This window comes from Bacillota bacterium, from assembly GCA_040754315.1.
Taxonomy (GTDB): domain Bacteria; phylum Bacillota; class Sulfobacillia; order DUSP01; family JBFMCS01; genus JBFMCS01.
In genome coordinates, this window is sequence record JBFMCS010000027.1 from 61,657 (window position 1) to 88,506 (window position 26,850).

Annotated in this window: 19 protein-coding genes; 17 read left to right on the plus strand and 2 right to left on the minus strand. The window is 60.9% G+C overall.

Annotated features, from left to right (window positions below; translation table 11 throughout):
- The first annotated feature begins 297 nt into the window (after positions 1 to 297).
- The 12 genes from AB1576_05530 (at position 298) to AB1576_05585 (ending at position 16,094) form a co-directional block, all read left to right on the plus strand.
- Positions 298 to 1,494: an amidohydrolase gene (locus AB1576_05530; protein MEW6081227.1), complete on the plus strand. Its 1,197-nt coding sequence runs from the start codon at positions 298 to 300 to the stop codon at positions 1,492 to 1,494.
- 170 nt (positions 1,495 to 1,664) lie between these two features.
- A complete protein-coding gene (locus AB1576_05535) occupies positions 1,665 to 2,813 on the plus strand; it encodes an ArgE/DapE family deacylase (GenBank protein MEW6081228.1) in 1,149 nt (382 codons plus the stop codon).
- A 153-nt stretch (positions 2,814 to 2,966) separates the two neighbouring features.
- Positions 2,967 to 5,507 (plus strand): preprotein translocase subunit SecA, encoded by a 2,541-nt coding sequence (gene secA, locus AB1576_05540; GenBank protein ID MEW6081229.1) that lies wholly within the window; start codon positions 2,967 to 2,969, stop codon positions 5,505 to 5,507.
- 12 nt (positions 5,508 to 5,519) lie between these two features.
- Positions 5,520 to 6,627 (plus strand): peptide chain release factor 2 gene (prfB, locus tag AB1576_05545; GenBank protein MEW6081230.1). Its coding sequence is split into 2 segments (ribosomal slippage): positions 5,520 to 5,588 and positions 5,590 to 6,627, totalling 1,107 coding nucleotides; the frame shifts between segments, so codons are not numbered across the junction.
- An 18-nt stretch (positions 6,628 to 6,645) separates the two neighbouring features.
- Positions 6,646 to 8,469 carry a polysaccharide pyruvyl transferase CsaB gene (gene csaB / locus AB1576_05550; GenBank protein MEW6081231.1) on the plus strand — a complete coding sequence of 608 codons (1,824 nt, stop codon included), beginning with the start codon at positions 6,646 to 6,648 and terminating at the stop codon, positions 8,467 to 8,469.
- Positions 8,466 to 9,302, plus strand: coding sequence for a transketolase (locus tag AB1576_05555; GenBank protein MEW6081232.1), 837 nt, complete (start codon positions 8,466 to 8,468; stop codon positions 9,300 to 9,302). The genes csaB and AB1576_05555 overlap by 4 nt, the downstream gene beginning before the upstream one ends.
- Positions 9,295 to 10,248, plus strand: coding sequence for a transketolase C-terminal domain-containing protein (locus AB1576_05560; protein MEW6081233.1), 954 nt, complete (start codon positions 9,295 to 9,297; stop codon positions 10,246 to 10,248). The genes AB1576_05555 and AB1576_05560 overlap by 8 nt, the downstream gene beginning before the upstream one ends.
- 398 nt (positions 10,249 to 10,646) lie before the next feature.
- Positions 10,647 to 11,333 carry a cell division ATP-binding protein FtsE gene (gene ftsE / locus AB1576_05565; GenBank protein MEW6081234.1) on the plus strand — a complete coding sequence of 229 codons (687 nt, stop codon included), beginning with the start codon at positions 10,647 to 10,649 and terminating at the stop codon, positions 11,331 to 11,333.
- Positions 11,323 to 12,210: a permease-like cell division protein FtsX gene (gene ftsX, locus AB1576_05570; protein MEW6081235.1), complete on the plus strand. Its 888-nt coding sequence runs from the start codon at positions 11,323 to 11,325 to the stop codon at positions 12,208 to 12,210. The genes ftsE and ftsX overlap by 11 nt, the downstream gene beginning before the upstream one ends.
- A 13-nt stretch (positions 12,211 to 12,223) precedes the next feature.
- Positions 12,224 to 13,366, plus strand: coding sequence for a peptidoglycan DD-metalloendopeptidase family protein (locus tag AB1576_05575; GenBank protein MEW6081236.1), 1,143 nt, complete (start codon positions 12,224 to 12,226; stop codon positions 13,364 to 13,366).
- A gap of 275 nt (positions 13,367 to 13,641) precedes the next feature.
- On the plus strand, positions 13,642 to 14,826 hold the full coding sequence (locus AB1576_05580; GenBank protein ID MEW6081237.1) for a S41 family peptidase: 1,185 nt from the start codon (positions 13,642 to 13,644) through the stop codon (positions 14,824 to 14,826).
- Between the two features lie 14 nt (positions 14,827 to 14,840).
- Positions 14,841 to 16,094, plus strand: a complete 1,254-nt coding sequence (locus AB1576_05585; GenBank protein MEW6081238.1) for a PDZ domain-containing protein — start codon at positions 14,841 to 14,843, stop codon at positions 16,092 to 16,094.
- Here AB1576_05585 and AB1576_05590 read toward each other — a convergent pair.
- Positions 16,089 to 16,778 carry a DUF1054 family protein gene (locus AB1576_05590; GenBank protein ID MEW6081239.1) on the minus strand — a complete coding sequence of 230 codons (690 nt, stop codon included), beginning with the start codon at positions 16,776 to 16,778 and terminating at the stop codon, positions 16,089 to 16,091. The genes AB1576_05585 and AB1576_05590 overlap by 6 nt on opposite strands.
- Before the next feature lie 105 nt (positions 16,779 to 16,883).
- Here AB1576_05590 and AB1576_05595 point away from each other — a divergent pair, with 105 nt between their 5' ends.
- A complete protein-coding gene (locus tag AB1576_05595; GenBank protein MEW6081240.1) occupies positions 16,884 to 18,095 on the plus strand; it encodes an amidohydrolase family protein in 1,212 nt (403 codons plus the stop codon).
- Between the two features lie 359 nt (positions 18,096 to 18,454).
- Positions 18,455 to 19,240 (plus strand): class I SAM-dependent methyltransferase, encoded by a 786-nt coding sequence (locus AB1576_05600; GenBank protein MEW6081241.1) that lies wholly within the window; start codon positions 18,455 to 18,457, stop codon positions 19,238 to 19,240.
- 166 nt (positions 19,241 to 19,406) lie between these two features.
- Here the strand turns inward: AB1576_05600 and AB1576_05605 are convergent, their stop codons facing one another.
- A complete protein-coding gene (locus AB1576_05605) occupies positions 19,407 to 19,847 on the minus strand; it encodes a hypothetical protein (GenBank protein MEW6081242.1) in 441 nt (146 codons plus the stop codon).
- 293 nt (positions 19,848 to 20,140) lie between these two features.
- Here AB1576_05605 and uvrB point away from each other — a divergent pair, with 293 nt between their 5' ends.
- The 3 genes from uvrB to uvrC are packed head-to-tail and all read left to right on the plus strand — an operon-like array spanning position 20,141 to position 26,757.
- The gene (uvrB, locus tag AB1576_05610) at positions 20,141 to 22,144 is read left to right on the plus strand and encodes an excinuclease ABC subunit UvrB (GenBank protein ID MEW6081243.1); all 2,004 of its coding nucleotides are present in this window, start codon (positions 20,141 to 20,143) and stop codon (positions 22,142 to 22,144) included.
- Positions 22,137 to 24,962: an excinuclease ABC subunit UvrA gene (gene uvrA, locus AB1576_05615; protein MEW6081244.1), complete on the plus strand. Its 2,826-nt coding sequence runs from the start codon at positions 22,137 to 22,139 to the stop codon at positions 24,960 to 24,962. The genes uvrB and uvrA overlap by 8 nt, the downstream gene beginning before the upstream one ends.
- Before the next feature lie 4 nt (positions 24,963 to 24,966).
- Positions 24,967 to 26,757 carry an excinuclease ABC subunit UvrC gene (gene uvrC / locus AB1576_05620; protein MEW6081245.1) on the plus strand — a complete coding sequence of 597 codons (1,791 nt, stop codon included), beginning with the start codon at positions 24,967 to 24,969 and terminating at the stop codon, positions 26,755 to 26,757.
- Positions 26,758 to 26,850: the final 93 nt, after the last annotated feature.

Sequence of the window (26,850 nt, forward strand, 5' to 3'; positions counted from 1 at the left end):
GCCCTCTATCCTCCTTTCCGTGTCCATATGCTTCCCTGGCTCCGGATCCTCATGGAGCCTGGGGAATGAGATATACTGCCTCCACTCCCAATTATACAGGGGCCAAGCATGCCGGTAAACCCATGCCATAAGAAGACCTGCCAAGCATGGATGCCAACAGGATTCTACCTGTGGAATGATGTAATGAATAAAGAAGCGCTGGTGGCGCTATACACCAGGACACCGTGTCCCTTGGCCCGGGGTATGCCCTGCATGAGCGGAACACGGCTCGAGCCGGTGAAAGAGGGGGAGTGCCCTTTGACATTCGAAGAGATCCGCGCTAAGGCAATTGAACTTGAGCCGCAGGTCATCGCCTGGAGGAGGCAGATCCACAGAAGACCTGAAGTCCACTTGGATTGCGCGGCTACAGCCCATATGGTGGCCAAAGAGCTGGAGAGGATGGGGTATGAGGTCAGGCGCGGTCTAGCCAAAACTGGGGTGGTTGGCCTCCTGAGGGGGGCCAAAGAAGGGCCCCTGGCTGCGTTGCGAGTTGACATGGACGCCCTGCCCCTTCAGGAGGAGACAGGCCTCGAATTTGCCTCCGAGGTTGATGGCGTCATGCACGCCTGTGGCCATGACGGCCATACCGCGATAGGTCTAGGGGTAGCGGAACTCCTGAGCTTCGCGGGGGACCTCCCCGGATGCGTACTCCTGGTTTTCCAGCCTGGAGAGGAGTACCCTGGAGGAGCCAGTCTCATGATCCAAGATGGCGCCCTGGATCCCCTCCCCGGGGCTGTTTTCGGCCTCCATATCTTCCCCGGTGTCCCCCTGGGGAGGATCGGGCTGAGGTACGGCAATATGACAGCCCGTAACGACGAATTCCTGGTGGACCTGGTGGGAACCGCCGGTCACGGCGCGTACCCCCATAAGGCTGTTGACCCTTTTCCTGCTTTGGCTGCCTTCATAAACGCGACGCAGTCCATCGTGTCAAGGAACCTTGACCCCTTCGAACCCCTGGTTATAAGCCTAGGGGAGGTTAGCGGTGGAGGGGGGCACAACGTCATACCTGCCAAGATATCCCTGAAGGGAATCGTGCGAAGCCTGGACGACAGCGCCCGGGACCTTGCCCTCAGACGCATGGAGGAGGTCTTGGCATCCCTTAGTTCCCTTCACAGGGTAGGGCATCGCCTGGAGGTGGTACCCATGGAGCCTCCCCTGGCCTGTGACCCCAGCCTTACGAGGTTTACCGAAAGGACCATCAAGGACCTGTGGGGCCCGGGATCAGTGGTGCTGATTGACCGGCCCTCCTTGGGAGTGGATGACTTTGCCTACTTCGCCAAGAGGGTCCCCGCGACCTACATGCGCCTGGGCACATACTCGGAGGAGAAGGGCTATGTCCATCCCCTGCACTCCTCCCGCTTTGACTTCGATGAGGCCATACTCTCCCGGGGTGTGGCCACCCTTGCGGCGGTGATCCGCAGGTTTCTGGAGTCTAAGAAGGGCGAAAACGAGTGACAGAAGTGTTCTAGGGGTTGCAGGGCCAGCCCAGCCCAGCCCCGAAATGCCGCGCTGCCTGGGGAGGTTCTGAGGAGCTGCAATGGCTCTTGGATCTAGGCGTGCGCTTCGGGAAAGAGAGGTTTCCCCGCGGGCACCGCAGAATTCCGGGCCATGAGGGAGGGAATGCCATGGCAGCAACCATCAGGGATGAGAAAGTCCTTCGTTGCCTTCGCGAGATGATCCAGATCCCATCAGTGAACCCAAGCCTGGTTCCCGGCGGTGCCGGCGAAAGGGAGATGGCCCATTACCTCTTCCATGAATGCAGGGCTCTGGGCCTGGAGACCTGCGTGGAGGGCCCCCCGGACCGCCCCAACGTGGTAGCTGTTCTGAAGGGCACTGGAAAGGGCAGGTCCTTGATGCTCTGCGGCCACATGGACACGGTGGGGGTCGATGGGATGGAGATCGATCCCTTCAACGCTTCATGCTGTGATGGCAAGGTCTACGGTAGGGGCGCGGTGGACATGAAGGGCGGCCTTGCGTCCATCATGGGCGCCATTGACGCCTTGGTGAATTCGGGCTTCCAGCCTAGAGGTGATGTGGTTGTGGCCGGTGTGGCGGATGAGGAGTATGCCAGTGAAGGCATGGAGGACTTGGTCAAGCGGCACAGGGCAGACGCGGCCATCGTGGCTGAGCCCTCAGGCCTGGATATCATCATAGCCCACAAGGGCTTTGCGTGGTTCAACGTGGAGGTGCTGGGCAGGAGGGCCCATGGCAGCGACTACACCAGCGGGATTGACGCCATTTCCAGGGCCGGCCACGTCCTGAGGGCCTTTGAGGACCTAGGGCAAGGCCTACTTGATAGGCCCCACCCACTTGTCGGGCCCCCTTCCATACATGCCTCCATCATCAAGGGTGGCCGCGAGCTCAGCACCTACCCCGACCATTGCCATGTAGAGTTCGAAAGGAGGACCGTTCCTGGTGAGACCCGAGAAGACATCGAGGCCGAGGTGGCACAGGTGCTCTCGGGGCTGGAAGGGCAGGGTGTGAAGACGGCCCGAGAAGTGTTCTTTTTCAGGCCCGGGCTGGAGGTATCTCCAGGGGAGCCCATCATCCGCAGCCTTCAAGGGGCCTCCAGCTCGCTGGGCAGGGAGCCCAGGCTGGTGGGCCAAGCAGGTTGGATGGATACCGCCATCCTGGCCCGGTCTGGAATCCCATCTGTTCTCTTTGGCCCCGGGGGGGAGGGGCTTCACGCCTCCGTGGAGTGGGTGGACTTCGCCCAGGTCCTTGAGGCTGCCCGGGTTCTGGCCGGGGCTGTGAAGGACTTCTGCGGGGGCTGACGCTCTAGAAGGCACATTGCAGTAATCGCTGCTACAGGAGTTGAGTATCCCGAGATCTCGTTGCCGCCTCCCGCCAAAAATGCTACAATCGAGAGGAGCCATGGGAGATGCCCATGCCTCCTGACCTTTTTCCAGCCTAGAGAGGGTGAAGTTGTGCTTCGACTGCTCGCTAACCTGGTGACTGGAAACCAGAACGAAAGAGAGATGCGGCGCTTGCGCGGGATGGCAGAGGCCATCAACGCCCTGGAGGATCCCGTCTCCCGGCTTTCCGAAGCGGAGTTGCAGGCTAAGACAGCCGAGTTCCGCGGGCGCCTGGAGCGGGGAGAAACGCTGGAGGGGATCCTCAACGAGGCCTTTGCCGTGGTGCGTGAGGTTGCCAAGCGCACCCTTAGCATGCGCCATTTTGACGTGCAGCTCATGGGCGGCATCGTGCTTCACGAAGGCAACATAGCCGAAATGAAGACCGGAGAGGGTAAGACCCTAGTGGCCACGCTGCCTGCCTATCTCAACGCACTCCCCGGCGAGGGTGTTCACATTGTGACCGTCAACGACTACCTGGCACGCAGGGATGCCGAGTGGATGGGAGCCATCTACTCCTTCCTTGGTCTAGACGTTGGCGTGGTCGTCCACGGCCTGGACTACAAGGAACGCAAGAACGCCTATCTTGGGGGCGTAACCTACGGTACCAACAACCAGTTCGGCTTTGACTACCTCAGGGATAACATGGCGCTCCACATCAGCCAGGTGGTCCAGGGCCCCTTGAACTATGCCATCGTGGACGAGGTGGACAGCATCCTCATTGACGAGGCTCGAACACCGCTCATCATATCAGGACCCAGCGCCAAACCGCCAGACTACTACTACAGGTGCGATAAGACGGTTCGCCAGCTTCGAGAGGGCAGGGACTACGAGGTGGACGAGAAGGGGCGGGCTGTTCCCCTTACCGAGGAAGGCCAGCGCAGGATCGAGCAGTACCTGGGGATGCCTGGACTCTACGGCAGTGACGAGGCCGTGGAAGAGGCTGACGGGGTTGAACAGGACAAGGTGAGCTTCCAGACTTGCATCTCCAACGCCCTCAGGGCTCACTGCCTCATGAAGCGGGACAGGGACTACGTGGTCAAGGACGGCCAGGTCATCATCGTGGACGAGTTCACCGGCAGGCTCATGTTCGGCCGCAGGTACTCCAACGGCCTGCACCAGGCCATCGAGGCCAAGGAAGGCGTGAAGATCGAGCAGGAGACCCAGACTGTGGCCACAATTACCTTCCAGAACTACTTCCGGATGTACCGGAAGCTGGCAGGGATGACGGGTACCGCGGTTACCGAGGAAGAGGAACTCCGGCAGATATATGGGTTAGACGTGGCGGTTATCCCCCCCAACAAGCCACTTAACAGGGCAGGGTACCCAGATGTAGTCTTCCCTGCGGAGAGGGCCAAGTTCAGGGCGGTCGTCGAGGAGATCTGCGAGCGTCACGAAAAAGGCCAGCCAGTGCTGGTGGGCACCGTGTCCATCGAGAAGTCCGAGATCCTCAGTGACATGCTTAAGAAACGGGGAGTGCCACACCAGGTTCTCAACGCCAAGCACCACGAGAAAGAGGCGGAGATCATCAAGAACGCCGGCCAGGCCGGCACGGTCACCATAGCCACAAACATGGCTGGCCGTGGAACAGACATAGTCCTCGGCGAAGGCGTAACCGGACTCGGAGGCCTCCACATCATAGGTACCGAGCGGCACGAGGCCAGGCGCATTGATGACCAGCTTAGGGGGCGTTCTGGGCGCCAGGGGGACCCCGGCTCCAGCCGCTTTTACATATCCTTGGAAGATGACCTCATGAGGCTCTTTGGGTCTGATCTGATCCAGGGTCTTTTCGACCGCCTCAACATAGACGAGAACGAGCCCATAGAACACTCCCTCCTCACCCGGGCCATCGAGAGGGCTCAAAAGAGGGTGGAATCAAGGAACTTCGACATCCGCAAGCGGGTCCTGGAGTATGATAACGTCATGAACCGGCAGCGTGAGGTCATCTACGAGCAGCGCCGCCAGGTGCTTCACGGGGAGAACCTCAAGGACAGGATGATCGCCATGATGGACGTGGTCATCAAAGAAAGCCTGGACAACTACGCTGGCGGTCACGTACACCACGAAGACTGGGACCTTGCGGGCCTGGCCCGAGCGGTAGAGGCCACGTTCCCCCGGGACACCCGCCTGGACCCCTCCATCCTGGGGGGGTTGGGCAGGGATCGCCTGGTGGGCGTGATAAAGGATTGGGCCGTTGCCGCTTACGACAAGAAGGAAGCGGAGATAGGCCCAGAGACCATGAGGGAACTGGAGCGCCAGGTGACCCTGAGGGTGGTGGACTCCAAGTGGATGGACCACCTGGATGCCATGGACGATCTCAGGGAGGGCATCAGCCTCAGGGCCTACGGGCACAAGGACCCGTTCCTGGAGTACCAGATCGAAGCCCACGCTACCTTTGAGGAGATGATCAGGAGCATACAGGTCACGGTAGTGACCCTCCTGTTCAGGGCCCGCCTCACATCACAGCCCCAGGCGCCCCGGCCCATGATGGAGGGGGGCAGGGGGGATTCCAGGCCCCAGCCCAAGAGGGCTTCTGGCCCCTCAACCGGGCGCAATGCCCCCTGCCCCTGCGGCAGTGGGAAGAAGTACAAGAAGTGCTGTGGCAAAACGGCATAGGGAGGCACAACAGTGTACGACGAGATCCTGCGGGAACTGCAGCCCATGAAGGACAAACTCACCAGACTTGGGAGGTCTCTTTGACTTAGCCGGGAGGCGCCAGGAGATAGCGGCACTGGAGGAGAAGGCATCTGACCAGGCCTTCTGGGACGATCCCCAGAAGGCCCAGGACATCCTGAAGCGCACCGCCGCCCTGAGGTCGGAGGCGGCTGCCCACGAGCAGCTCTCCTCGCGGCTGGAGGAGATCGAGATCCTGTGTACCCTGGGGGAGGAGGAGGGAGACCTCTCCCTGGCTGACGAGGCCAGGACGAAACTGTCCCAGCTGGGCAAGGACTTGAAGGACTACGAGATCAGGAGCCTGCTCCAGGGGGACCATGACAGGAACCATGCCATCATATCGCTTCACGCGGGGGCAGGAGGCACCGAATCCCAGGACTGGGTTCAGATGCTCTACCGGATGTACTCTCGCTGGGCCGAGATCAAGCGTTACGAGGTGGAGCCCCTGGACATCCTGCCCGGTGACGAGGCCGGGGTCAAGAGTGTGACCTTCCTGGTCAGGGGCGACTTCGCCTACGGTTTCCTGAAGTCGGAGAAGGGCGTCCACCGCTTGGTCCGGATCTCGCCCTTTGACGCCTCGTCCCGCCGCCATACATCATTCGCTTCTGTGGAGGTCCTCCCCGAGATCCCGGAGGATCAAGAGGTGGAGATAGACACCGAGGACCTGAGGGTGGACACCTTTCGTTCCAGTGGTGCCGGAGGGCAGCACGTCAACAAGACCGACTCTGCGGTTCGCATAACCCATATCCCCACTGGGATTGTGGTATCCTGCCAGCGGGAACGTTCCCAGCACTCTAACAGGGCCACGGCCATGCGCATTCTCCGCTCCAAGCTCCTGGAGCGCCAGGTAGAGGAGAGAGAGCGGGAGATGGCGGCCTTAAAGGGTGAGCAGCAGGAGATCGCCTGGGGAAGCCAGATCCGTTCCTACGTGTTCCAGCCCTACAGCATGGTGAAGGATCACCGGACCGGCGTGGAGGTGGGGGCCGTCGACCGGGTCATGGACGGGGACATCGATATCTTCATCAACGGGTTTCTCGAGAGTAACCTTAATGGCAAGGCCTGATTCCGAGGCGGTGGCAGGGTGATCCGGGCGGTAGTATCCGGGTACTACGGTTTTGGCAATACCGGGGACGAGATTATGCTGAGAGCTATCATAATGGCTCTCAGGAAGGCGGTGGGCTCCATCGAGTTCACCGTCCTCTCCCGGGATCCCCACTTTACCGCGAAGACGCATGGCGTAAAGGCCATCAGGAGGACCGACCCCTTTGCCATAAACCTGGCCATCGCCCGCTCGGACATTTTCATAAGCGGGGGTGGCAGTCTCCTCCAGGATGCCACGGGCCCCAAGAGCATTCCCTACTACCTGGGGCTGGCTCTCTGGGCCCGCCTCCTGGGCAAGCCATCTGTCCTGTATGGGCAGGGGATCGGCCCTGTGAAGGGATACCTGGGGAAACGCCTCCTCCGGTGGCTTGTCCATCTCGACCTGGTATGTCTCAGGGATGAGGGGTCACTGCGGCTCCTCGAGGACCTGGCGATAGACACCGGCAATGTCGAGGTCACGGCAGACCCCGTACTGTTCCTGGGCCCAGGCTCCCGGGACGAGGGGCGCAATCTCCTGGCAGCCCAGGGTGTCGATATTAGCCGCCCCGTCATCGGGGTCCTCCCGCGCCCCTGGAAGGGCCAGACCCACCACTACGGGACCCTTTCGAAAGCCGCGAGCCTCCTGGCTTCTCACGTCGGGGGCCAGGTGGTCTTCGTGCCCCTTCAAGCCTCCCAGGACAAGCAGGGTCTGGAGGATGCGGGCTGTGTCTCGGCGGGTGCCCGGGTGGTTGAGGGAGGTTTTGACGCCCTCTACCCCATGATAGCTGCCATGGACCTGGTGATATCTGTCCGGCTTCACGGTGCGGTGCTAGCCGCCATGTCCGGAGTACCAACAGTTGCAGTATCCTACGACCCCAAGGTGGACGCTCTCAGCGGCATCTTCCAGCTGCCCACGCTCGGCCTCTCCCAGATGACCCTTGAGGACTTGCTCCTGACGCTGGAGCAAACGTGGTCAAGAAGGGACGAGATCAGGCAAGACCTCCTGGCCTGCTCGGCTCGGCTCCACAGCCTTTCGTACCGCACCGCCCAGCTGGTGGCAGGTCTCTTGGAAAAGAGGGGTACCCCGGAGGTGCTCGGCTACCGGTTTGACCCCGTGGACACGCAGGAGGCCATCGGGCGGGCCAGGGATATGGCGCGTGCCAGGGATGGAGCCCATTTGGTTGTGACGGCAAACCCTGAGACCCTTTTCGTGGCAAAGAGGGATCCAGATCTCCATGAGGCGCTCTTGAGCGCTGACATGGTGGTGGCAGACGGCATAGGTGTCGTGTGGGCCTCCAGGGTGCTGGGGAGACCCCTGCCAGGCAGGGTGCCCGGCATTGAGCTGGCCGGCGGGGTCCTGGAGGAGGCTGCCCGGGAGGGTTGGCCCGTTTACCTCCTGGGAACCCGGGAGGACACCGTGGCCCGGGCGGCGCAACGCCTGCCCGTAGCCTACCCGGGCCTACGGGTGGCCGGGTACCATCACGGCTTCTTCTTGCCCAAGGAAGAACAGGCTATCGTGGACTCCATCAGGGCATCGCGCGCCCGGGTACTCCTAGTGGGCCTAGGCGTGCCCAGGCAGGAGAGGTTCTTAAGACGCCACCTCGACGGCACCCGGGTCTCCCTGGGTATCGGTGTGGGAGGAGCCTTGGATGTCATGGCCGGTGACGCCAGGCGCGCCCCTGAGTGGGTGCGCTCTCTCAACCTGGAGTGGCTCTACCGCCTGTTCAGGGAGCCCAGGCGGTGGAAGAGGCAACTAGCTATCCCATGGCTGATAAAGGAGACTCTTAGACATAGATACTTCGCCCGCAGGGAGGTTGGGAGATGAGGGACGGGAACTACGGTGATCTCGAGGCTGTGGCCAGGGAGGTCCGCAAGCACATCATCCGGATGACCCATGCTGCTGGCTCGGGACATCCAGGGGGCTCTCTATCAGCGGTGGAAATCCTCACTGCCCTTTTCTTCCGGGTAATGAAGGTCAACCCGGAAGACCCCTGCTGGCCCCAGCGGGATCGCTTCGTGCTGTCCAAGGGGCACGCCTGCCCAGCGCTCTATGCGGTATTGGCCAAGAAAGGCTTCTTCCCCGAGGAGGACCTTCTCACGCTGCGACGCCTTGGCAGTCACCTGCAGGGACACCCGGATATGAGAAAAACCCCTGGGGTGGAGGCATCTACGGGAAGCCTGGGGCAAGGGCTGTCATTCTCGGTAGGCCTGGCGCTTGCAGGCAAGATGGACGGGGCTTCCTGGAGGGTATACACCCTGGTGGGCGATGGCGAGAGCGAGGAAGGGCAGATCTGGGAGGCAGCCATGGCCGCGGCTCACTACCGCCTGGACAACCTCACGGTGTTCCTCGACTGGAACGGGCTCCAGATCGATGGCCCTGTGGCCGACATTATGTGTCCCCTGCCCTTGGAGGACAAGTGGCGGGGCTTCGGCTGGGAGGTCCTGACCATTGACGGGCACAACTACTCCGGAATACTTGATGCCCTGGCCCAGGCGAGGCATCCCTGCGGCCGGCCCGCAATGATCCTGGCCAGGACCGTCAAGGGGAAGGGCGTCTCCTTCATGGAGAACCAGGTGGACTGGCATGGCAAGGCACCAAGTGACAACGAGGCCGCCCTGGCCTTGCAGGAACTTGGGGGAGGGATGCGTGGTGACTGAGAGGATGGCCACCCGGGATGCCTACGGCAAGGCCCTGGTGGAACTAGGCCAGCAGGATGACCGGGTGGTAGTGCTGGACGCTGATCTCTCCAAGTCCACCAAAACCGCCCTATTTGGGAAGGCTTTCCCCGGCCGTTTCTTCAACATGGGCATAGCCGAGCAGAACCTGATGGGAGTCGCAGCCGGGCTGGCGGCAGCCGGCAAGATCCCCTTCGCCAGCACCTTTGCGATTTTTGCCACGGGTCGTGCATGGGAACAGGTGAGAAACAGCATAGGCTACCCGCACCTGAACGTGAAGATCGCCGCGTCTCACGCAGGGCTCACCGTGGGCGAGGACGGCGCATCCCACCAAGCCCTGGAGGACCTTGCCCTCATGAGGGCCATCCCTGGTATGACCGTCTTGGTGCCGGCGGATGCTGTTGAGACCCGGAAGATGGTGATGTACGCCAGAAAGGTAGATGGCCCAGTATATCTCAGGCTGGGACGGCCGGAAGTGCCTGTCATACTCCCAGACGACGGCAGGCCCTACGACCCCCGGGTACGGCTGCTCAGGGAGGGCAAAGACGTGGCCATCCTGGCTATTGGCATAATGGTGGCCCAGGCGCTGGAAGCTGCTTCGGTTCTTGGGACCCTGGGGATCGATGCCGCCGTAGCCAACGTATCCTGCCTGAAGCCCCTGGATGTTCCAGGCCTGGTGAACCTGGCGGAGTGCGGGGCGGTAGTCACTGCAGAGGAGCATACCATCATTGGCGGCCTGGGGAGCGCAGCGTGCGAGGCCCTGGCGGAAGCCAGGCCAGGCCCCGTGCTGCGTGTGGGAGTACGTGACGCCTTCGGCCAGTCGGGGGCCCCCGGGGAACTCCTAGAGGCCTATGGGCTCACCCCCAGGGCCATAGTTGAAGCCGCCCAGAGGGCGGTGGCCATGAAGAGTCCCCACGGCCAATCCTGACGCTGCCAGGACGGTTTACCACGGAACAACTGCACCGTTTTAACCCTTGAAGGGCTCATAAACCACAGGCTGTGGGCCTTTCATGGGGGACCCGCGAGTCCGCAGAGATGGCATGGACGGTCTATTGATCGCCCCTACCCGGGGCTTTCCCGTGGGACACACCCTCTTTGCCCGCCAGTTCCCTCCAGGCAGTCCTACGCCACGACACAAAAACCGCTGGTAATGACCAAATTCGCTTTTTCATGCCGATTTTTGTAACGTTTAGGTGACAACTGACAGCCCAAACAAGGAATCGCCGGGATTATGTCGAATACCAGAAAGGACCTTCTTCCCCGGAGGCTGCCTGCCGCTAGCAGGCTAGGCCTCCTCCCATTTACCAGTGACCTGGAGTGGTACATGTGATCGAAATGAAGTACGTTTCCAAGATTTATGGTAACAATGTGACAGCCTTGTCGAACATCTCCTTCAGCATTTGCAAGGGGGAGTTCGTTTTTGTCGTTGGACCCAGCGGTGCCGGCAAGTCAACCCTGGTGAAGATGATCTACCGCGAGGAGACTCCCACGTCAGGAACGGTAGTGGTGAACGGAGTAGACCTCGGGCGCATGCGGAGGCGGGATGTACCTCGCCTCAGGCGTACCATTGGTGTGGTGTTCCAGGACTTCAAACTCCTTCCAGACAGGACAGTCTTTGAGAACGTGGCCTTTGCCCTCAGGGTCATCGAGGCCTCCAAGAGGGAGATCCGGCGGAAGGTTCCCGCGGTCCTGGAAATGGTCGGGCTGGGGGAGAGGTCCAGCGACATGCCCCACCACCTGTCAGGCGGTGAGCAGCAGCGGGTGGCCCTGGCCAGGGCAGTAGTGAACAATCCCTCAGTCATCATAGCCGACGAGCCCACAGGCAACCTGGACCCTGATACGTCCTGGGGTATCGTGGCCCTGCTCTCGGAGGTCAACCGCCGGGGCACCACCGTCATCATGGCGACCCATGACAAGCCGATAGTTGATTCTATGAGAAAGCGCGTCATCCAGATGGAAGGCGGGAGTGTTGTGCGGGATACCCCCCACGGGGTCTACGGTCATGCGGTTTAGAACCCTAGGGTACCTTACAGGCAGCGCGTTCACGGGCATAAGGCGGCACAAGGCCATGAGCATAGCGTCGGCCACCACCATGGCCATAGCCCTCCTGGTGCTGGGTGTGTTCTTCCTGGTCTCGGCCAACCTTGACCACATGGCCACTTTCATAGAGGGCCAGGTAGAGGTCAAGGCCTACATGGGCGACGATGTCACCCAAGAGGCCACGGGGACTATCAAGGCAAGGGTAGAGGAGATCGAGCACGTAGCCGAGGTGAAGGTTGTAAGCAGACACGAGGCGCTGGAACGGCTCAAGGCGCAATTCGGTGACCAGAGCTACCTCCTTGAGGCGGTTGAGGAGATGAACCCCCTCAGGGATTCCCTGGAGATCAGGGTCATAGGCCCGGAGAATGTCCGCGAGGTGGCCCAGGCTGTGGTTGGGCTTCCCGGAGTGGTCCGGGTGGACCACAGGCAGGACATCATGGACAATCTTGTCCAGATCATAAGGGCTACCAGGTGGGCTGCCGCGGCTATCCTGGCCCTGCTGGGCTCAGCCACGGTAATACTCATCTCCAACACGGTTCGCCTCACGGTGATAGCACGCCGCCGGGAGGTGGCCATTATGAAGCTGGTAGGGGCGACCGATGGATTCATTAGATGGCCCTTCTTCCTTGAAGGAGTGTTGCTGGGCCTTGCCGGAGCCCTGGTGGCTATGGGAGCCACTTGGTACGGCTACGAGCGCTTTGTGGAGGTAGTCATGAAGTCGGCCCCATTCATCCCGGTCCTGCCCCGCCAGCCGCTCTTGACCAATGTGTCCCTTTTGCTGGCTGGCGTGGGAGCCGGGGTCGGCGCCCTGGGCTCATGCCTGCCACTTCGCCAGTTTCTCAGGGTCTAGGGGGGGATAAATGGTGTTCAAGGGGAGACTCAAGCCAGCTCTAGCCTTGGCCTTGTCTGTGGTGATCCTTGCCACTGTTCCAGCTTGGGCCACGGACCTTAACAGCGAGCTGAACAAGAAGACAGAAGAGCTGAACAAAGTCAATAAGAGGATAGAGCAGCAAAAGAGAAACCTGGAGAACACCAGGCGGCAGGAGGCCACCGTAAGGTCGGAGATAACCCGCCTTGAGACAACACTGGAACAGACGGCTCAGGAGCTGGTAGATCTTGAGGCCGAGATCGCCATCCTTGAAGACCGCATTGCCACCACCGAGGCCGAGCTGGCCCAGAAGATAGAAGAGCTGGAGGAGAGAACGGACCTCCTGGGGAGGCGAGTCCGAGCCATTGCCGAAAACGGCAACTTCAGTTTCATCGAGGTGGTACTAGCCAGCAAGTCCTTTGGCGACTTCCTGGGACGCTTCGAACTCCTGAAACTCGTGGTCACCCACGATGTTTCCCTCTTCCACCAGGTAACCGCGGAGAAGGAAGAAGTAGAACGCCACAAGGCCAACCTTGAGGCCCACCGGCAGGAACTTGAGGAGCTAAAACAGGAGGTAGTAAGCAAGAAGGAATACTTCGAAAACACCTCCCGGGAGCGCCAGGTCTACCTGGCATCGGTGGTCCAGGATAAGAAGAAGTATGAGCGGGAACTGGACGAGCTGGAGCGCCTGTCAAACCAGCTGGTCAAGACCATTCAGGAGATCCAGGCCAAGATCCGCAGGGCGAGCAAGGATGGTTTCAAACTCGCCTGGCCTACCCCCGGGAGTATCACCTCCTACTTCGGGATGCGGCTCCATCCCATCTTGAGGACCCAGCGCATGCACACGGGCATTGACATCGCGGCACCCTCGGGCCGGACCATCCTGGCCGCTGAAGACGGAGGAGTCATCTACTCGGGGGTTCTTGGAGGCTACGGCAACTGTATCATCCTGGACCACGGCGGCGGGATATCCACCCTGTATGCCCACTGCTCCGTGCTCCTGGTGGGTTACGGGCAAGAGGTCAGGCAGGGCCAAGCCATAGCCAGGGTAGGCAGTACCGGGTTGTCCACAGGCCCCCACCTCCACTTCGAGGTTCGAGTTGACGGCACAGCAGTAAACCCCATGGCCTACTACTGAAAACCCCGAGCGATATAGATAGACTGGCGGGAGGCCTCCGGGCCTCCCCTCTCCATGAGCCGCATAGACTGGTGGCAGGGAACCCAAGGCGAGCCGTGGAAGTACCCTGGTAAAGCAGGGATGCGCCACGCTTTCTGGGTGAGGGCAGGGACCGTGCCCGGCGGCCTCCTTAGTGGATACTGGCCCCAGCGGGCGGGCGTGTTGCAGCTCACCTGCTAGATGTGCTAAACTTGGAACGGTCCCATTCCATCCGGTCCGAAGGGCGGTCAAGAGCCATGCCCCGTGTTCTTAAGACCATTCTTCTCGTAGTCCTGGTTGCCTTTGTGTCGAGCATGGGAACGGCCTACTACTTCCGCACCCACGGTTACGAGGTCATCTTCCCAGAGCTAGAGGGCTTCGATCTGCCCAAGATGGTCAAGGTGGTCAATGCAGTGAAAAGCCACTTCGTCACCGAGGTTGAGCCAGGCGCAATGCTGGAAGGCGCGTTGAAAGGCTTGGTAGGGTACCTTGGCGACCCCTACTCGGAGTACCTGGATACCGAGGGGTACCAGCAACTCAACGAGGATACCACCGGGACCTTTTCCGGGATAGGCGTTCACGTGGGAGTCAAGCATGGCTACGTGACGGTCATAGCCCCGGTTAAGGGGAGTCCCGCTGATGAGGCCGGCCTGCGCGCTGGCGACCAGATCCTGTCGGTGGACGGGAAGGACATAACCCAGGCCACCCTGGAGGAAGCGGTGAGGCTGATACGAGGCCCCGAGGGAACCCCGGTTGACCTGCAGGTTACCCGGGACGGCCAGATCCTGCACTTCAGCATAGTGCGGGACAATGTGAAACTGGCCTCCGTAGAGTGGGAAATGGTTGGAGATGACATAGGATACCTGCGTATCATCAACTTCACAGAGGACACTATGGAATCAGTGACCAAAGCGGTCCGCGAGATGGAGAACAGGGGGGCCCAGGGCCTCCTCTTGGACCTCCGCTCTAACCCTGGCGGGCTACTCCAGGAGGCCATAGCCATAGCTCCCATCTTTGTTCCTGAGGGACCCATAGTTGAGATCGCGGGTAAAGACGGCTCTCACGAGCAGGTAACCTCTTCATCGGACGGCTACCGTCACCCCATAGTAGTGCTGGTGAACGGAGGGAGCGCCAGTGCCTCCGAGATCCTGGCAGGCGCGATCCGGGACCGTGGGGTAGGCACGCTCGTAGGTGCCAAGACCTTTGGAAAGGGCTCGATCCAGTCAATAATAAGTCTTAGGGACGGTACCGGTTTGAAGCTCACAACAGCCCGCTACTTGACTCCTTCAGGCCAGGTAATCCACGGGGAGGGGATCGAACCCCATATCCAAATAGAGCTGGAGGAGGGTGAGACAGCATCTTCCCCCTCCAATGGCCCTGACAGCCAGGTTAAGAAGGCCTTGGAGGTGCTCAGGGAGCGAATGATGGCCTCGGCCGCCTGATTGGAGGCATTTTCTTGCACACCTTCTTTGACCTGTTCCTCATTGTGCTCAAGGCGGTACCCATGGCAGTGGTGAGCCCTGCCACCTCGTACGTGTTCTGGATCATAGCCCTCCTGGTGTTTTCCCAGTACCGCCGGGTTGAGAACATGGAGCGAGGCATATACGGGGTCGCCATAAACAGGGCGTTCCCCCAGACTGTCCAGGCCATGGGCTATGGCATGCTCGGTGGTGTGCTGGGCACCCTCATCATGGTCTACATCGGTGTATCCCCTTACACCACCAGTTTCGCTATCCTGCTGGCACTGGCCCTCTCCTTATACCTCCTGCATCCACGGTTCGTGTGTTTCTCGTACGCCGCGGCCATCATCTCCCTGGTGCACCTTGCCACCGGCTGGCCCGATATCTACGTGCCAGGTCTTGTGGCCATTGTGGCGGTCCTTCATGTGACAGAGAGCTTCCTCATGGCGGTTAGCGGAGCATCGTGTAATACGCCGCTGTACGTGAAGAACAGGGCTGGGCATGTGGTGCCAGGGTTCTCCCTCCAGCGCTTCTGGCCCATACCCCTGGCTGTGCTGGTCCTGGGGAGCGTGCCCGAGCTGGGGGAGGCCATACCCATGCCAGACTGGTGGCCCCTGGTTGCCCCGCCACCCAGTGTGCCCTTGGATGCCCCGGACCTGGCCTTTATCATCTTCCCTATCGTAGCGGCCCTAGGCTATAGCGATCTCGCCGTGACCCTGCCACCGAAGGCTAAGTGCCATAGGAGCGCGGTTAACCTGGCCATTTACAGTGCCGTCCTGCTTTGCCTGGCTGTGGCGTCCTCCCGGGTACCCGCACTCCAGTGGGTTGCGGCGCTCTTCTCTGGACTCGGCCACGAGGCCGTGGTTCACCTGGGCAACCGTCGAGAGCTCCGAGGCAACCCGTACCTCGTGCCCGCACCCGAGGGGATCAAGATCATGGGTGCGATACCGGGTATGCCCGCCCACGATACGGGGCTCCGTGGGGGCGACGTGATCCTGGCGGTGGACGGGGACAGGGTGAACTCCCGCCATGATCTGGAGGCAGCGCTGGACATGGCAGGGGATCACGTTCACCTGCTGGTCGCAAATGAACAGGGAAAGACCCGCTATCTCCGCTCTGGTGTATGGGGTAAGAGCCTGGGCATTATTCCCCTTCCCAGGCCCGGCGACAGGCATCACGCGGAAATCGGCTCGTCAATGCCGCTTAAGAGACTCATCGGAAGGATAAAGGGTTCTGGCACGAGGTCATAGGGCCCTGCTGCGGATCTCACGGTAAAGGGGTGCCAGCTCCTCCAGTGAGGAAAGGAGCGTGTTGACCAGATCGGGACTGGACAGGACAGGGTCGCCTATGCGTATGATCCTCTCCAGGATGACCCAGGAGTCCCTGAAGAGGAGCATCTCTCCAGCCAGTGCCTCCCGTTCTGCGATGCCTAGTGTCCCGGTGTCCTCCCCGCCTGGCTTGAGACGATGGCGGCAGCGGTAGTCGCTAGGCAGGGCTACCCGGTCATCCCGGAGCACCCCGGCGAAGGAGGCCTTGTCCCTGGACTCTGAGGTAAGGGAGAGTCTCGTGCCAAGACCCTCGGGTCCCACGGTGGCCGCCAGGTGCGCCATGGCCTTGTAGCCCCGGGGTGACGGTCCGAAGGCCACCCATGTCTCGGGGGGAGGATTGGTCTTCCTTCTCATGTGTTTCGCGACGTGCGGGTACATCTCTTCGCCTACCACATGGCTCAAGGGGTGACGGAGGATCGCGCCCAGCTCCTCCAGTTTAGGCCTTACCCGTACCCTAATGGCCTCCATTCGCGTTTCAAACCCCTCCAGACGGAAGACATCCAGATCTGCCTCGCCGACGGTGAACAAGCCAATCACCCCCATGCACATGATCTTCACTGGGTATTCTACCCTGTGGACCAGCCGGTCTTCCGGCCTGGCCCACACCTGGCCCCTTTCCTCTGTAGGATAGAGGTTTGCCAGTGGCCGGGAAGAATTACCCTACCATGGCAGGGGCGGGCCATGCTAGACGCACACCAGGAGGTGACGCAGGTGCGAACCATAATAAAGGCCTCCAATCTCATCGACGGAACCGGGCGGCAGCCCATGCATGACATGTGTGTCATCATCGAAGGACCCAGAATCACCGGGATTGAGCCGGCTTCCTTCGCCGGTGGCCTCCAGGGGAGTAGCGAGGTAAGGGTCATGGAGTTTGAGGGTATGACGGTCATGCCCGGCCTCATCGACTGCCACGTCCACCTGGACCTCCATGCCTCCGCTGATGTCTACCGGGAAAAGGACGAACCCGACGCATACCGGACGCTCAAGGCTGCGGCCAACGCCACGTGTACCCTGGAGGCGGGGTTCACGACCCTCCGGGACATGGGAGCAAGGAACTACATAGACATCAGCCTCAGACGAGCCATAGAAGAGGGCATGATAAGGGGGCCTCGGCTGGTTGTGAGCGGGCGGATCATTTCGATGAGCGCCGCAGGGAACGAGTACTACCAAGGCATGTACCATGAGGCCGACGGACCGGCTGAGGTGCTAAAGGCGGTTCGCCTGCAGCTGAAGGCTGGGGCTGACGTGGTCAAGATGATGGGCACCGGGGCGGTCATGACGCCCGGGGAGGACCCGGGAGCGCCGCAGTTCAACGAGGAGGAGATCAGGGCCGCCGTGGTGGAGGCTGAAAAGGCTGGCAAGCGGGTGGCGGTTCACGCCCATGGGGCCCAGGGCATGAAGAATGCCCTGAGGGCAGGTGCCCATACTATAGAGCACGGTTCCCTCTTGGACGATGAAACCATAGACATGCTGCTGTCGCGGAATGCGTTTCTCGTTCCTACCCTCTGCATATTCGACTGCATGATACAGAAGGGTGCGGAGGGAGGAGTCCCCGGGTTCATGATACAGAAGGCCAAGTGGGTCAGGGACCGGGCCTACGAGAACTACCTGAAGGCATGCGAGGCGGGAGTCCGGGTAGCCATGGGAACGGATGCCGGCACACCGGTGAACCCCCACGGGGGTAACGCAGGCGAGATGGTACTCCGAGCCCAGCTGGGCACCCGCTCGCTGGAGGTCATCCAGCAGGCAACCCGTGTCGCCGCCGAGGCCCTTGGCCTTGACCACGTGCTTGGCACGCTTGAACCCGGGAAACTGGCGGATATCCTGGTCTTGTCAGGCGATCCCCTGGAGGAAATCTCGGTGCTTGCCTCGGGTGTTCACGCAGTGTTTAAGGAAGGGGCTATCCTCTACCAGAGTCCCTGAGCCCTCACTGGTCTGGACAGAAGAGAGGGGGCGGGGGTAAGAGTCCTGCCCGGCAGACGCCGGGTGCCGCGGAACGCGCCGGATGTTCCTACAGGGAAGAGGCGAAAGCCTCGAAAAGGAAAGCCACCCGGGGGGATCCGGATGGGAAGGCACAGGCAAAAAGGTTAAAGCCAGAGAAACCGGAGGTACCCATGGGCAGGGAAAGAGAATAGCGGCAGCGGCCCAAGTACCAGTGACGGGTTCCCCGCGTTGGACGTGACCACGGGGTAAAAACATCTTTAGAGGAGAGAGCGGCTCCATCGAGGCCTCAAGCACGTGGCGGATATGAGACCTGTTCGCATTATAGGGGGACAGCATTTATGAATGAGCAGGCTCAGGAGAAGCTGGCAAGGTCCCTCACCTCGAATACGGTTGATATCATCCCGTTTCTTCCTTATTTGCTGCAGGATTTATGGGAGCTTGGCAGTTCCCCCAGCGAAATGCTGAGCCTGATTCAAAGCCACATCCGGCTTGACGAAGATGCTTATGTTCTGGATTTGGGCTGTGGCAAAGGTGCGGTGTCCATCCAGCTTGCTAAAGGGCTCAAATGCCTTTTCAAAGGCATCGACCTTATTCCCGACTTCGTCGAATATGCAAGAGAGAAGGCAAAGGAATATGATGTCTCTTCACTCTGCGAATTTGAGGTTGGGGACATAGCGGAAGCGGTTAAAAAAGAACGGTGCTACGATTTGGTAATCTACGGTGCAGTCGGAGACGTTCTTCCTGGGCGCTTTAATACCTTAAAGGCGCTGGCAGACACCGTCAAGCCGGGTGGGCATATCCTGATAGATGACGCCTATTTGCCCGAGAAACACAAGGACGGGCTCCGCTTCCAATGTGAATACCCCACGCTCCATGAGTGGAAAACCTTCATCAGCGAAGCGGGACTGGAGTTCATTGCCCACCATGTGCTCCATGCGGAGAATCCCAAAAACGCGCAGGACCTAATGAACATCAAACGCCGTGCCGGTGAACTGAGTAGAGCTTATCCGGCCAAGAGGGAGATGTTTGCCCAGTATGTGTTGAATCAGCAAGACGAGTACGAAGATCTGGAAAGTCACCTCGTGGGTGTGGTATTTTTGCTGGCCAGGGGAAAGGCTCGATGATTGCTGTCCCTGGTGGGCTCATAGCGGAGATCAGGGCCTTCCAGGACAGGGGGGCTCACCCGCTGCCCATCAAGGACGTTACACTGGTGACATCATAGCCCAGGCCCGCCCGGTCGCCCTGGGCACCCTCCGGCGGGTCATGATCGACCGGGCCCTCATGAGGTTGTCATGATTTAGTGCGGTAGCGGTGGGCCAGCCAAAGATACCACGAGGCAATGAAACCTGCCAGGACGAACCCAGCCAGTGATGAAAGGGGAGCGATTGCCGTGGGGGAAAGCTGAGGGCCAGTGTAGAGTCTGCGGGAGAGCACGTAGGTGTATGGCCAGGCCACAGCTCCCAGGCCGGCACCTTTGAGCCACCAGTGCCGGTATCCATCAAACTCCAGGAGGTATGCCAGGAGAACCCCATAGACCGGGGCTGCGAGAACGAAGCCAATGGAGCCAACCAAGAGCCCCCCAGCATCCTGGGTGCCGAGAAACAACAGGCCATAGACATGGGAAACGGTCATAGGCTGGAGGCCCAGGACATGGGTGACCCAGCTAACGCACAGCCTTGTGAGGGCTGCTATCACCCCAGCAGCGGCCCCTCGGATCACTATCTGCTTCATCGTGCTCCCTCCCATTCATTCTACCCAAATGCCGCTGCTACTTTTCCGTAACCCCGGGATAATTTGTGTCTTCCCCCTAGGACATGGTTACTGCCAGTGGTAGATATATCCCTTGAGAAAGGCGTGAGGCACTGACTCGCAGGGGAAAGCCCGTTCTACGTTCCTTTACCCCCGGAGAAGCGCCCCCTGATCCAGATTAGGTCCAGGACGAGAAGGCAGCACCTTGCCATCTTGCGCCAGTGACCCCGGGGTACCTGCCTGTGATATAATCTAGTCTGCAGGTGATGAGGAACATGGAAGGGATACCCTTCAGGTTGGCCGGCGGGCTTACCCCTAAGGGGGACCAGCCCATAGCCATAAGCAAGATCTGTGAGAGGGTCAGGGCAGGTGAGCCCCACGTAGTGCTCTTGGGCGTCACAGGCAGCGGGAAGACCTTCACCGTAGCCAACGTCATCCAGGAACTCCAGAGGCCCACCCTGGTGATAGCGCACAACAAGACACTAGCTGCCCAGCTATGCTCCGAATTCAAGGAGTTCTTCCCCCACAACGCCGTAGAGTACTTCGTGAGTTACTATGACTACTACCAGCCCGAAGCCTACGTCCCCCAGTCGGACCTCTACATAGAGAAGGATTCCCTCATCAATGACGAGGTGGACAAGCTAAGACACTCCGCCACATCGGCCCTCTTCGAGCGCAGGGATGTGATCATAGTCGCCAGCGTATCCTGCATATACGGTCTGGGTTCCCCCGCGGAATACAGGGACCTGGTGGTGTCATTGCGCGTAGGCCAGGAGAGGGACCGGGACGATGTGCTCAGGCACCTCGTGGACATCCAGTACTCCCGCAACGACATGAGCATGGAGCGGGGCCGATTCAGGGTGCGCGGGGATGTCCTGGAGGTCTACCCCGTATCCTACACGGAGAAGGCCGTAAGGGTGGAGTTCTTCGGTGACTGCATCGAGAGGATATCGGAGATCGACGTCCTCACCGGGGAGATCCTGGGGGAGCGTAACCACGTGGCCATCTACCCCGCAAGCCACTACGTGGTAGCCCAGGACCATGTGGAGAAGGCTCTTCGCAGCATCGAACAGGAGCTGGACGAGAGGTTGGCTCAGCTCAAGGCGGAGGGTAAGGTGCTGGAGGCCCACCGCCTGGAACAAAGGACCCGGTATGACCTGGAGATGCTCCGGGAGGTGGGATACTGCAAGGGGATAGAGAACTACTCCCGGCACCTCACCGGAAGGAGGGCGGGGGAGCCTCCCTTCACACTCCTGGACTTCTTCCCCGAGGATTTCCTCTGCGTCATAGATGAGTCCCACGTGACGGTTCCCCAGATAGGAGCCATGTACTCAGGTGACCGTTCCCGCAAGACCACCCTGGTGGAGTACGGCTTCAGGCTCCCATCGGCCTTCGACAACCGGCCGCTCGCCTTCGAGGAGTTCGAGGCCAGGGTAAGGCAGAGGCTGTATGTGTCTGCCACTCCCGGATCCTACGAGCTGGAACGGTCCCGAGGTGTTGTGGAGCAGGTGGTCAGGCCCACGGGCCTGGTAGACCCTGGCGTGGAGGCGAGGCCCGTTGAAGGCCAGATCGACGACCTTCTCCATGAGGTTAGGCTCCGGGCGGAGAAAAACCAGAGGGTGCTGGTGACCACCCTGACCAAGCGCATGGCGGAGGACCTCACCGACTACCTGAGGGAGACGGGGGTGAAGGTCCGGTACCTTCACTCAGAGGTAGATACCCTCGAGAGGATGGAGATCCTGAGGGATCTCCGCCTGGGAACCTTTGATGTCCTGGTGGGTATCAATCTCCTCAGGGAGGGCCTGGATCTACCCGAGGTGTCACTGGTGTGCATACTGGATGCGGACAAGGAGGGGTTCCTGCGATCCGCCACCTCTCTTATACAGACCATTGGCCGGGCAGCCCGGCATGTAGAGGGCAAGGTGATCATGTACGCGGACAGCGTCACCCATGCTATGGATACCGCCATAGGGGAGACCAACCGCCGGCGGAGCCTACAGGTGGAGTACAACAGGATCCACGGGATCACCCCAGAGACTGTGAAGAAGGCCGTGAGGGATGTGCTGGAGGCCACCCGGGTAACCGAGAGATCCCCCGAGTACTGGCTGGACAAGGACATAAAGGACATATCCAGAAAGCAGATGAAGAGCATGCTGGAGAAGCTCAGCAGGGAAATGAAGGAGGCTGCCCGGAACCTGGAGTTCGAGCGGGCAGCCCTTCTCAGGGACATGATCTTCGAGTTACAGCAGAAGGGCAGGGGTGACCCACAGCATGCCTAGGGAATTCCTCACCATAAGGGGTGCGAGGCAGCACAACCTGAAGAACATTGACCTGGACATACCCAGGGAACGCCTGGTTGTGGTGACGGGGATTTCCGGGAGCGGCAAGAGTTCCCTGGCCTTTGACACCATATACGCCGAGGGACAACGCCGCTACGTGGAGTCCCTCTCGGCCTACGCCCGCCAGTTCCTGGGGCAGATGGATAAGCCTGATGTGGACCGCATCGATGGTCTCTCCCCAGCCATTTCCATAGACCAGAAGGCGGGGAGCCGGAACCCCAGGTCAACCGTGGCCACAGTTACCGAAATCTATGACTACCTGCGGCTTCTATACGCACGGGTGGGGAGGCCCCACTGCCCCCAGTGTGGCCAGCCCATTTCCGTGCAGGCTGTGGAGCAGATGGTGGACCGGATGATGGGTCTCCCCGAGGGCACCCGGCTCACCCTCATGGCCCCCATGGTCAGGGGCAAGAAGGGAGAGCACGTCAAGGTGCTCGAGGATGTGGCACACCTGGGTTACGTCAGGGTAAGGGTGGACGGCCAGGTCAGGGAGCTGGCCGGAGGGATCAGCCTTGAGAAGAACAAGAAGCACACCATTGAGGTGGTTGTGGACCGCCTGGTGGTGAAGGCGGGTGTCGAGCGCCGCCTTGCGGACTCCCTGGAGACAGCCCTGGGGCTCTCCGGCGGGCTCGTCCTCGCGGTTACGGACCAGGATGAGGCCTTGTTCAGCCAGACCATGGCCTGTCCTGAGTGTGGCATAAGCCTGGGTGACCTGGAACCCCGGGTGTTCTCCTTCAACAGCCCCTATGGTGCCTGTCCCGAGTGCATGGGACTGGGCAGCAAGATGGAGCTGGACCCTGATCTCATCATACCGGATAAGAGCCTTTCCCTGGAGGAGGGGGCTGTGGCCCCGTGGAGCAAGGGAACCTACCGGTACTATCCCCAGCTCCTCAAGGCTGTAGCAGACCACTACGGCTTCAGTACCAAGGTGCCAGTGGGGGAGCTGGACCCCCGGTGGATAGGGGTTATCCTCCACGGTTCCGGGCGCGAGCGAGTGCGATTCCGCTACCAGAACACCTACGGCCGCACGCGAGTCAGGGACATTCACTTCGAAGGTGTCCTTGGGAACCTGGAGAGGCGTTACAGGGAGACCCAGACCGATGCTGCCAGGGAGGAGATCGAGGAATTCATGCGTTCCAGGCCTTGCCCGGCCTGTGAGGGGACACGCCTGAGGAGGGAGAGCCTCTGGGTGTTCGTGGGCGGGAGGTCCATCGCCGAGGTCACGGCCATGTCCATTGAAGGGACGCTGGATTTCTTCCATGGGATCGACCTGTCCCCAAGGGAAGCCACCATCGCCCAGGGCATACTCAAGGAGATCATTGCCCGCTTGGGGTTCCTCCAGGACGTTGGCCTCGGCTACCTCACCCTGGATCGTTCCGCTGGCACGCTGGCAGGCGGTGAGGCCCAGCGGATCCGCCTGGCCACGCAGATCGGCTCAGGGCTTACCGGCGTCCTGTACATCCTGGACGAGCCCAGCATCGGGCTGCACCAGCGGGACAACCAGCGCCTTTTGGAGACCATGCTGCACCTGAGGGACCTGGGGAACACCCTCATTGTGGTGGAGCACGATGAGGAAACCATAAGAACGGCGGACTACATCGTGGATATCGGGCCCGGCGCGGGCGAGCACGGGGGTCACGTGGTAGTCTCGGGCACCCTGGAGGATGTGTATGGCACGCCATCCTCCATCACCGGCCAGTACCTGAGCGGCACTCGGGCCATACCGGTGCCGGCGAAAAGGAGGCAGCCCAATGGCAAGAGCCTTGTGTTGCGGGGGTGCAGGCAGCACAACCTGAAGAACATAGATGTGGAGTTTCCCCTAGGCATGTTCATATGCGTGACTGGGGTATCCGGATCTGGCAAGAGTACCCTGGTGGACGAGGTGCTCTACCGCCGGCTGTCCCAGGAGTTCTACCGGTCCAAGGCCCGGCCAGGGGAGCACGATGTGCTGGAAGGTGTGCAGCACCTGGACAAGGTGGTGGAGATCGACCAGTCCCCCATCGGGAGGACACCCCGTTCGAACCCGGCCACCTATACCGGGGCCTTCGACCACGTCAGGGAGGTGTTCTCTCAGACCCAGGAGGCCAGGCTCCGCGGCTACAAGCCCGGCCGGTTCAGTTTCAATGTGAGGGGAGGGCGCTGCGAGGCATGCCGCGGTGACGGGATCATCAAGATAGAGATGCACTTCCTGCCGGATGTGTACGTACCCTGCGAGGTGTGCCATGGCAGGAGATACAACCGGGAAACCCTGGAGGTCAGGTACAAGGGAAAGAGCATTACGGATGTCCTTAACATGACGGTCACCGAAGCGCTGGAATTCTTCGAGGCGGTGCCCAAGATCAAGCGGAAGCTCCAGACCCTTCACGACGTGGGCCTGGGTTACATCAGGCTCGGCCAGCCCGCCACCACCCTGAGCGGCGGTGAGGCCCAGAGGGTCAAGCTCTCGTCTGAACTCTCCCGGAGGTCCAATGGGCGCACCCTATACATCCTGGATGAACCCACCACGGGGCTGCACATCTCAGACATCCACAAGCTCCTGGACGTTCTAGGGCGGCTGGTTGATGCTGGTGACAGCGTTCTTGTCATAGAGCATAACCTTGACGTTATCAAGACAGCCGACCATATCATAGATCTGGGGCCAGAGGGCGGGGATACGGGAGGCTGGGTGGTGGCCGCCGGGACCCCTGAGGAGGTCTCCCAGTGCCCCTGCTCCTACACCGGGCAGTTCCTCCGCCAGTGCCTTGCTCAAGGCAGGTGAGACCGTGCTGGACATAGAGGCTGAACGCATACCGGTATCGCCCGGCGTGTATCTCTTCGAGGATGCCTCTGGAGAGGTGCTCTACGTGGGCAAGGCTGCGTCCCTGAGGCCCAGGGTACGCAGCTACTTCGGCTTGGCCCGGGGGAAGTCCGACCGCACCCGGGCGATGATGGAGCGAGCCGCCGCGGTGCGCTTCATCGTCACCGACACTGAGATGGAGGCCCTGGCCCTGGAGTCCAATCTCATCAAGCGCCACAAGCCCCGGTACAATATAACCCTCAGGGATGACAAGAACTACCCTTACATAAAGGTGTCCACGGGCGAGAAATGGCCTAGGGCGACCCTGGCCCGCCAGGCGAAGAAGGATGGCGCCCGCTACTTCGGCCCCTACTACCCCGCCAACACCGTGCACGAGACCCTGCGGCTCTGTCGCTGGCTCTACCCCTTCAGGACCTGCTCCGACCGGGTGCTGGCCACCGCCGCCAGGCCCTGCTTGAACTTCCACATTGGGCGCTGCATGGGCCCTTGCCAGGACAGGGTAACCCGGGAGGAATACACGGCCATGGTGAAGGAGATGTGCCTGTTCCTGGAGGGTCGCCACGCCGAGGTGAGACGGATCCTCCAGGAGAGGATGGAACAGAGGAGCGAGGCCCTGGACTTCGAGGGCGCCGCTCGCCTCAGGGACCAGATTGCCGCCATCGACAGGCTAAGGGAGGAACAGAAGGTCATTTCCACCTCCAGCTGGGAACAGGACGTTGTGGGCCTGGCTCAAGAGGAGCACCTCTCAGTGGTGCTGGTCATGTTCATCAGGGATGGGAAGCTGGTGGGACAGAAACCCTACATCCTCAGGGATACCAGTGAAGTGAGCACCGGGGAGATCCTCTCGGCCTTCCTTGGGCAGCACTATGCGGACTCACCGGCCCCAGCCGAGGTGCTCCTTCCCCAGGAACCGGAGGAACTAGGGATACTGGCGAAGTGGCTGGGCACCCTCGGGAATGGCAGGTGCTGCCTAGCGGTGCCCAAGAGGGGAGAGAAGAGGCGCCTGGTGGAGATGGCTTCCAGGAATGCCAGTGTAGTCCTGGAGGGGGCCCTCCTCGAGGAGCCATCCTTCCGGGCAAACGAGGATCTGGCGGCGGTCCTGGGGCTCAAGTCGCCTCCCCGGCGCATCGAGTGCTTTGACATCTCCAATCTCCAGGGTAAACAGCCCGTGGGATCCATGGTGGTTTCCGTGGACGGCGAGACCAGGAAAGACCTCTATCGAAGGTTTAAGGTAAAGACAGGGGACGAACCCGATGACTACCGCATGATGCGGGAGGTGGTGGAGAGGCGCCTGAAGCGAGGGCTCTCCGGGGAGGCGGGGGCCTGGGGACTGCCTGACCTCATCGTGTTGGATGGGGGGAAGGCCCACCTTGGCGTGGTGCTGAGGGACATGGAGGAGATGAATCTTAGTCTCCCCTTGGCGGCCCTGGCCAAAGAGGAGGAGCGCCTCCACGTGCCCGGTTTGGCAGACCCCCTGGAACTCCCAAGGAACTCCCCAGCCCTCAGGCACCTTATGCGCCTGAGGGATGAGGCCCACCGGTTTGCCCTGGGCTACCACCGGAGTGCCAGGAGTGCCCAGAACCGCCGTTCGAGGCTGGATGAGATCCCTGGGGTGGGCCCTGCGAGGAAGCGGGCTCTACTCAAGGCCTTCGGGTCAGTCAAGGGGCTTGCCAGCGCCAGTGTGGACGAGATCGCCAGGGTCCCTGGAGTGGGACGGAACCTGGCCCAGGTCATCAGGGGTCACCTGGGAGACTGACCCCGGCCTCCACTTCCCCAATCCCCGCCACTACAGCCTTCACCCCGGGGTCAACTGCCTCCCCCAGGGCATAGGGTGGATCAGGGTCTCAAG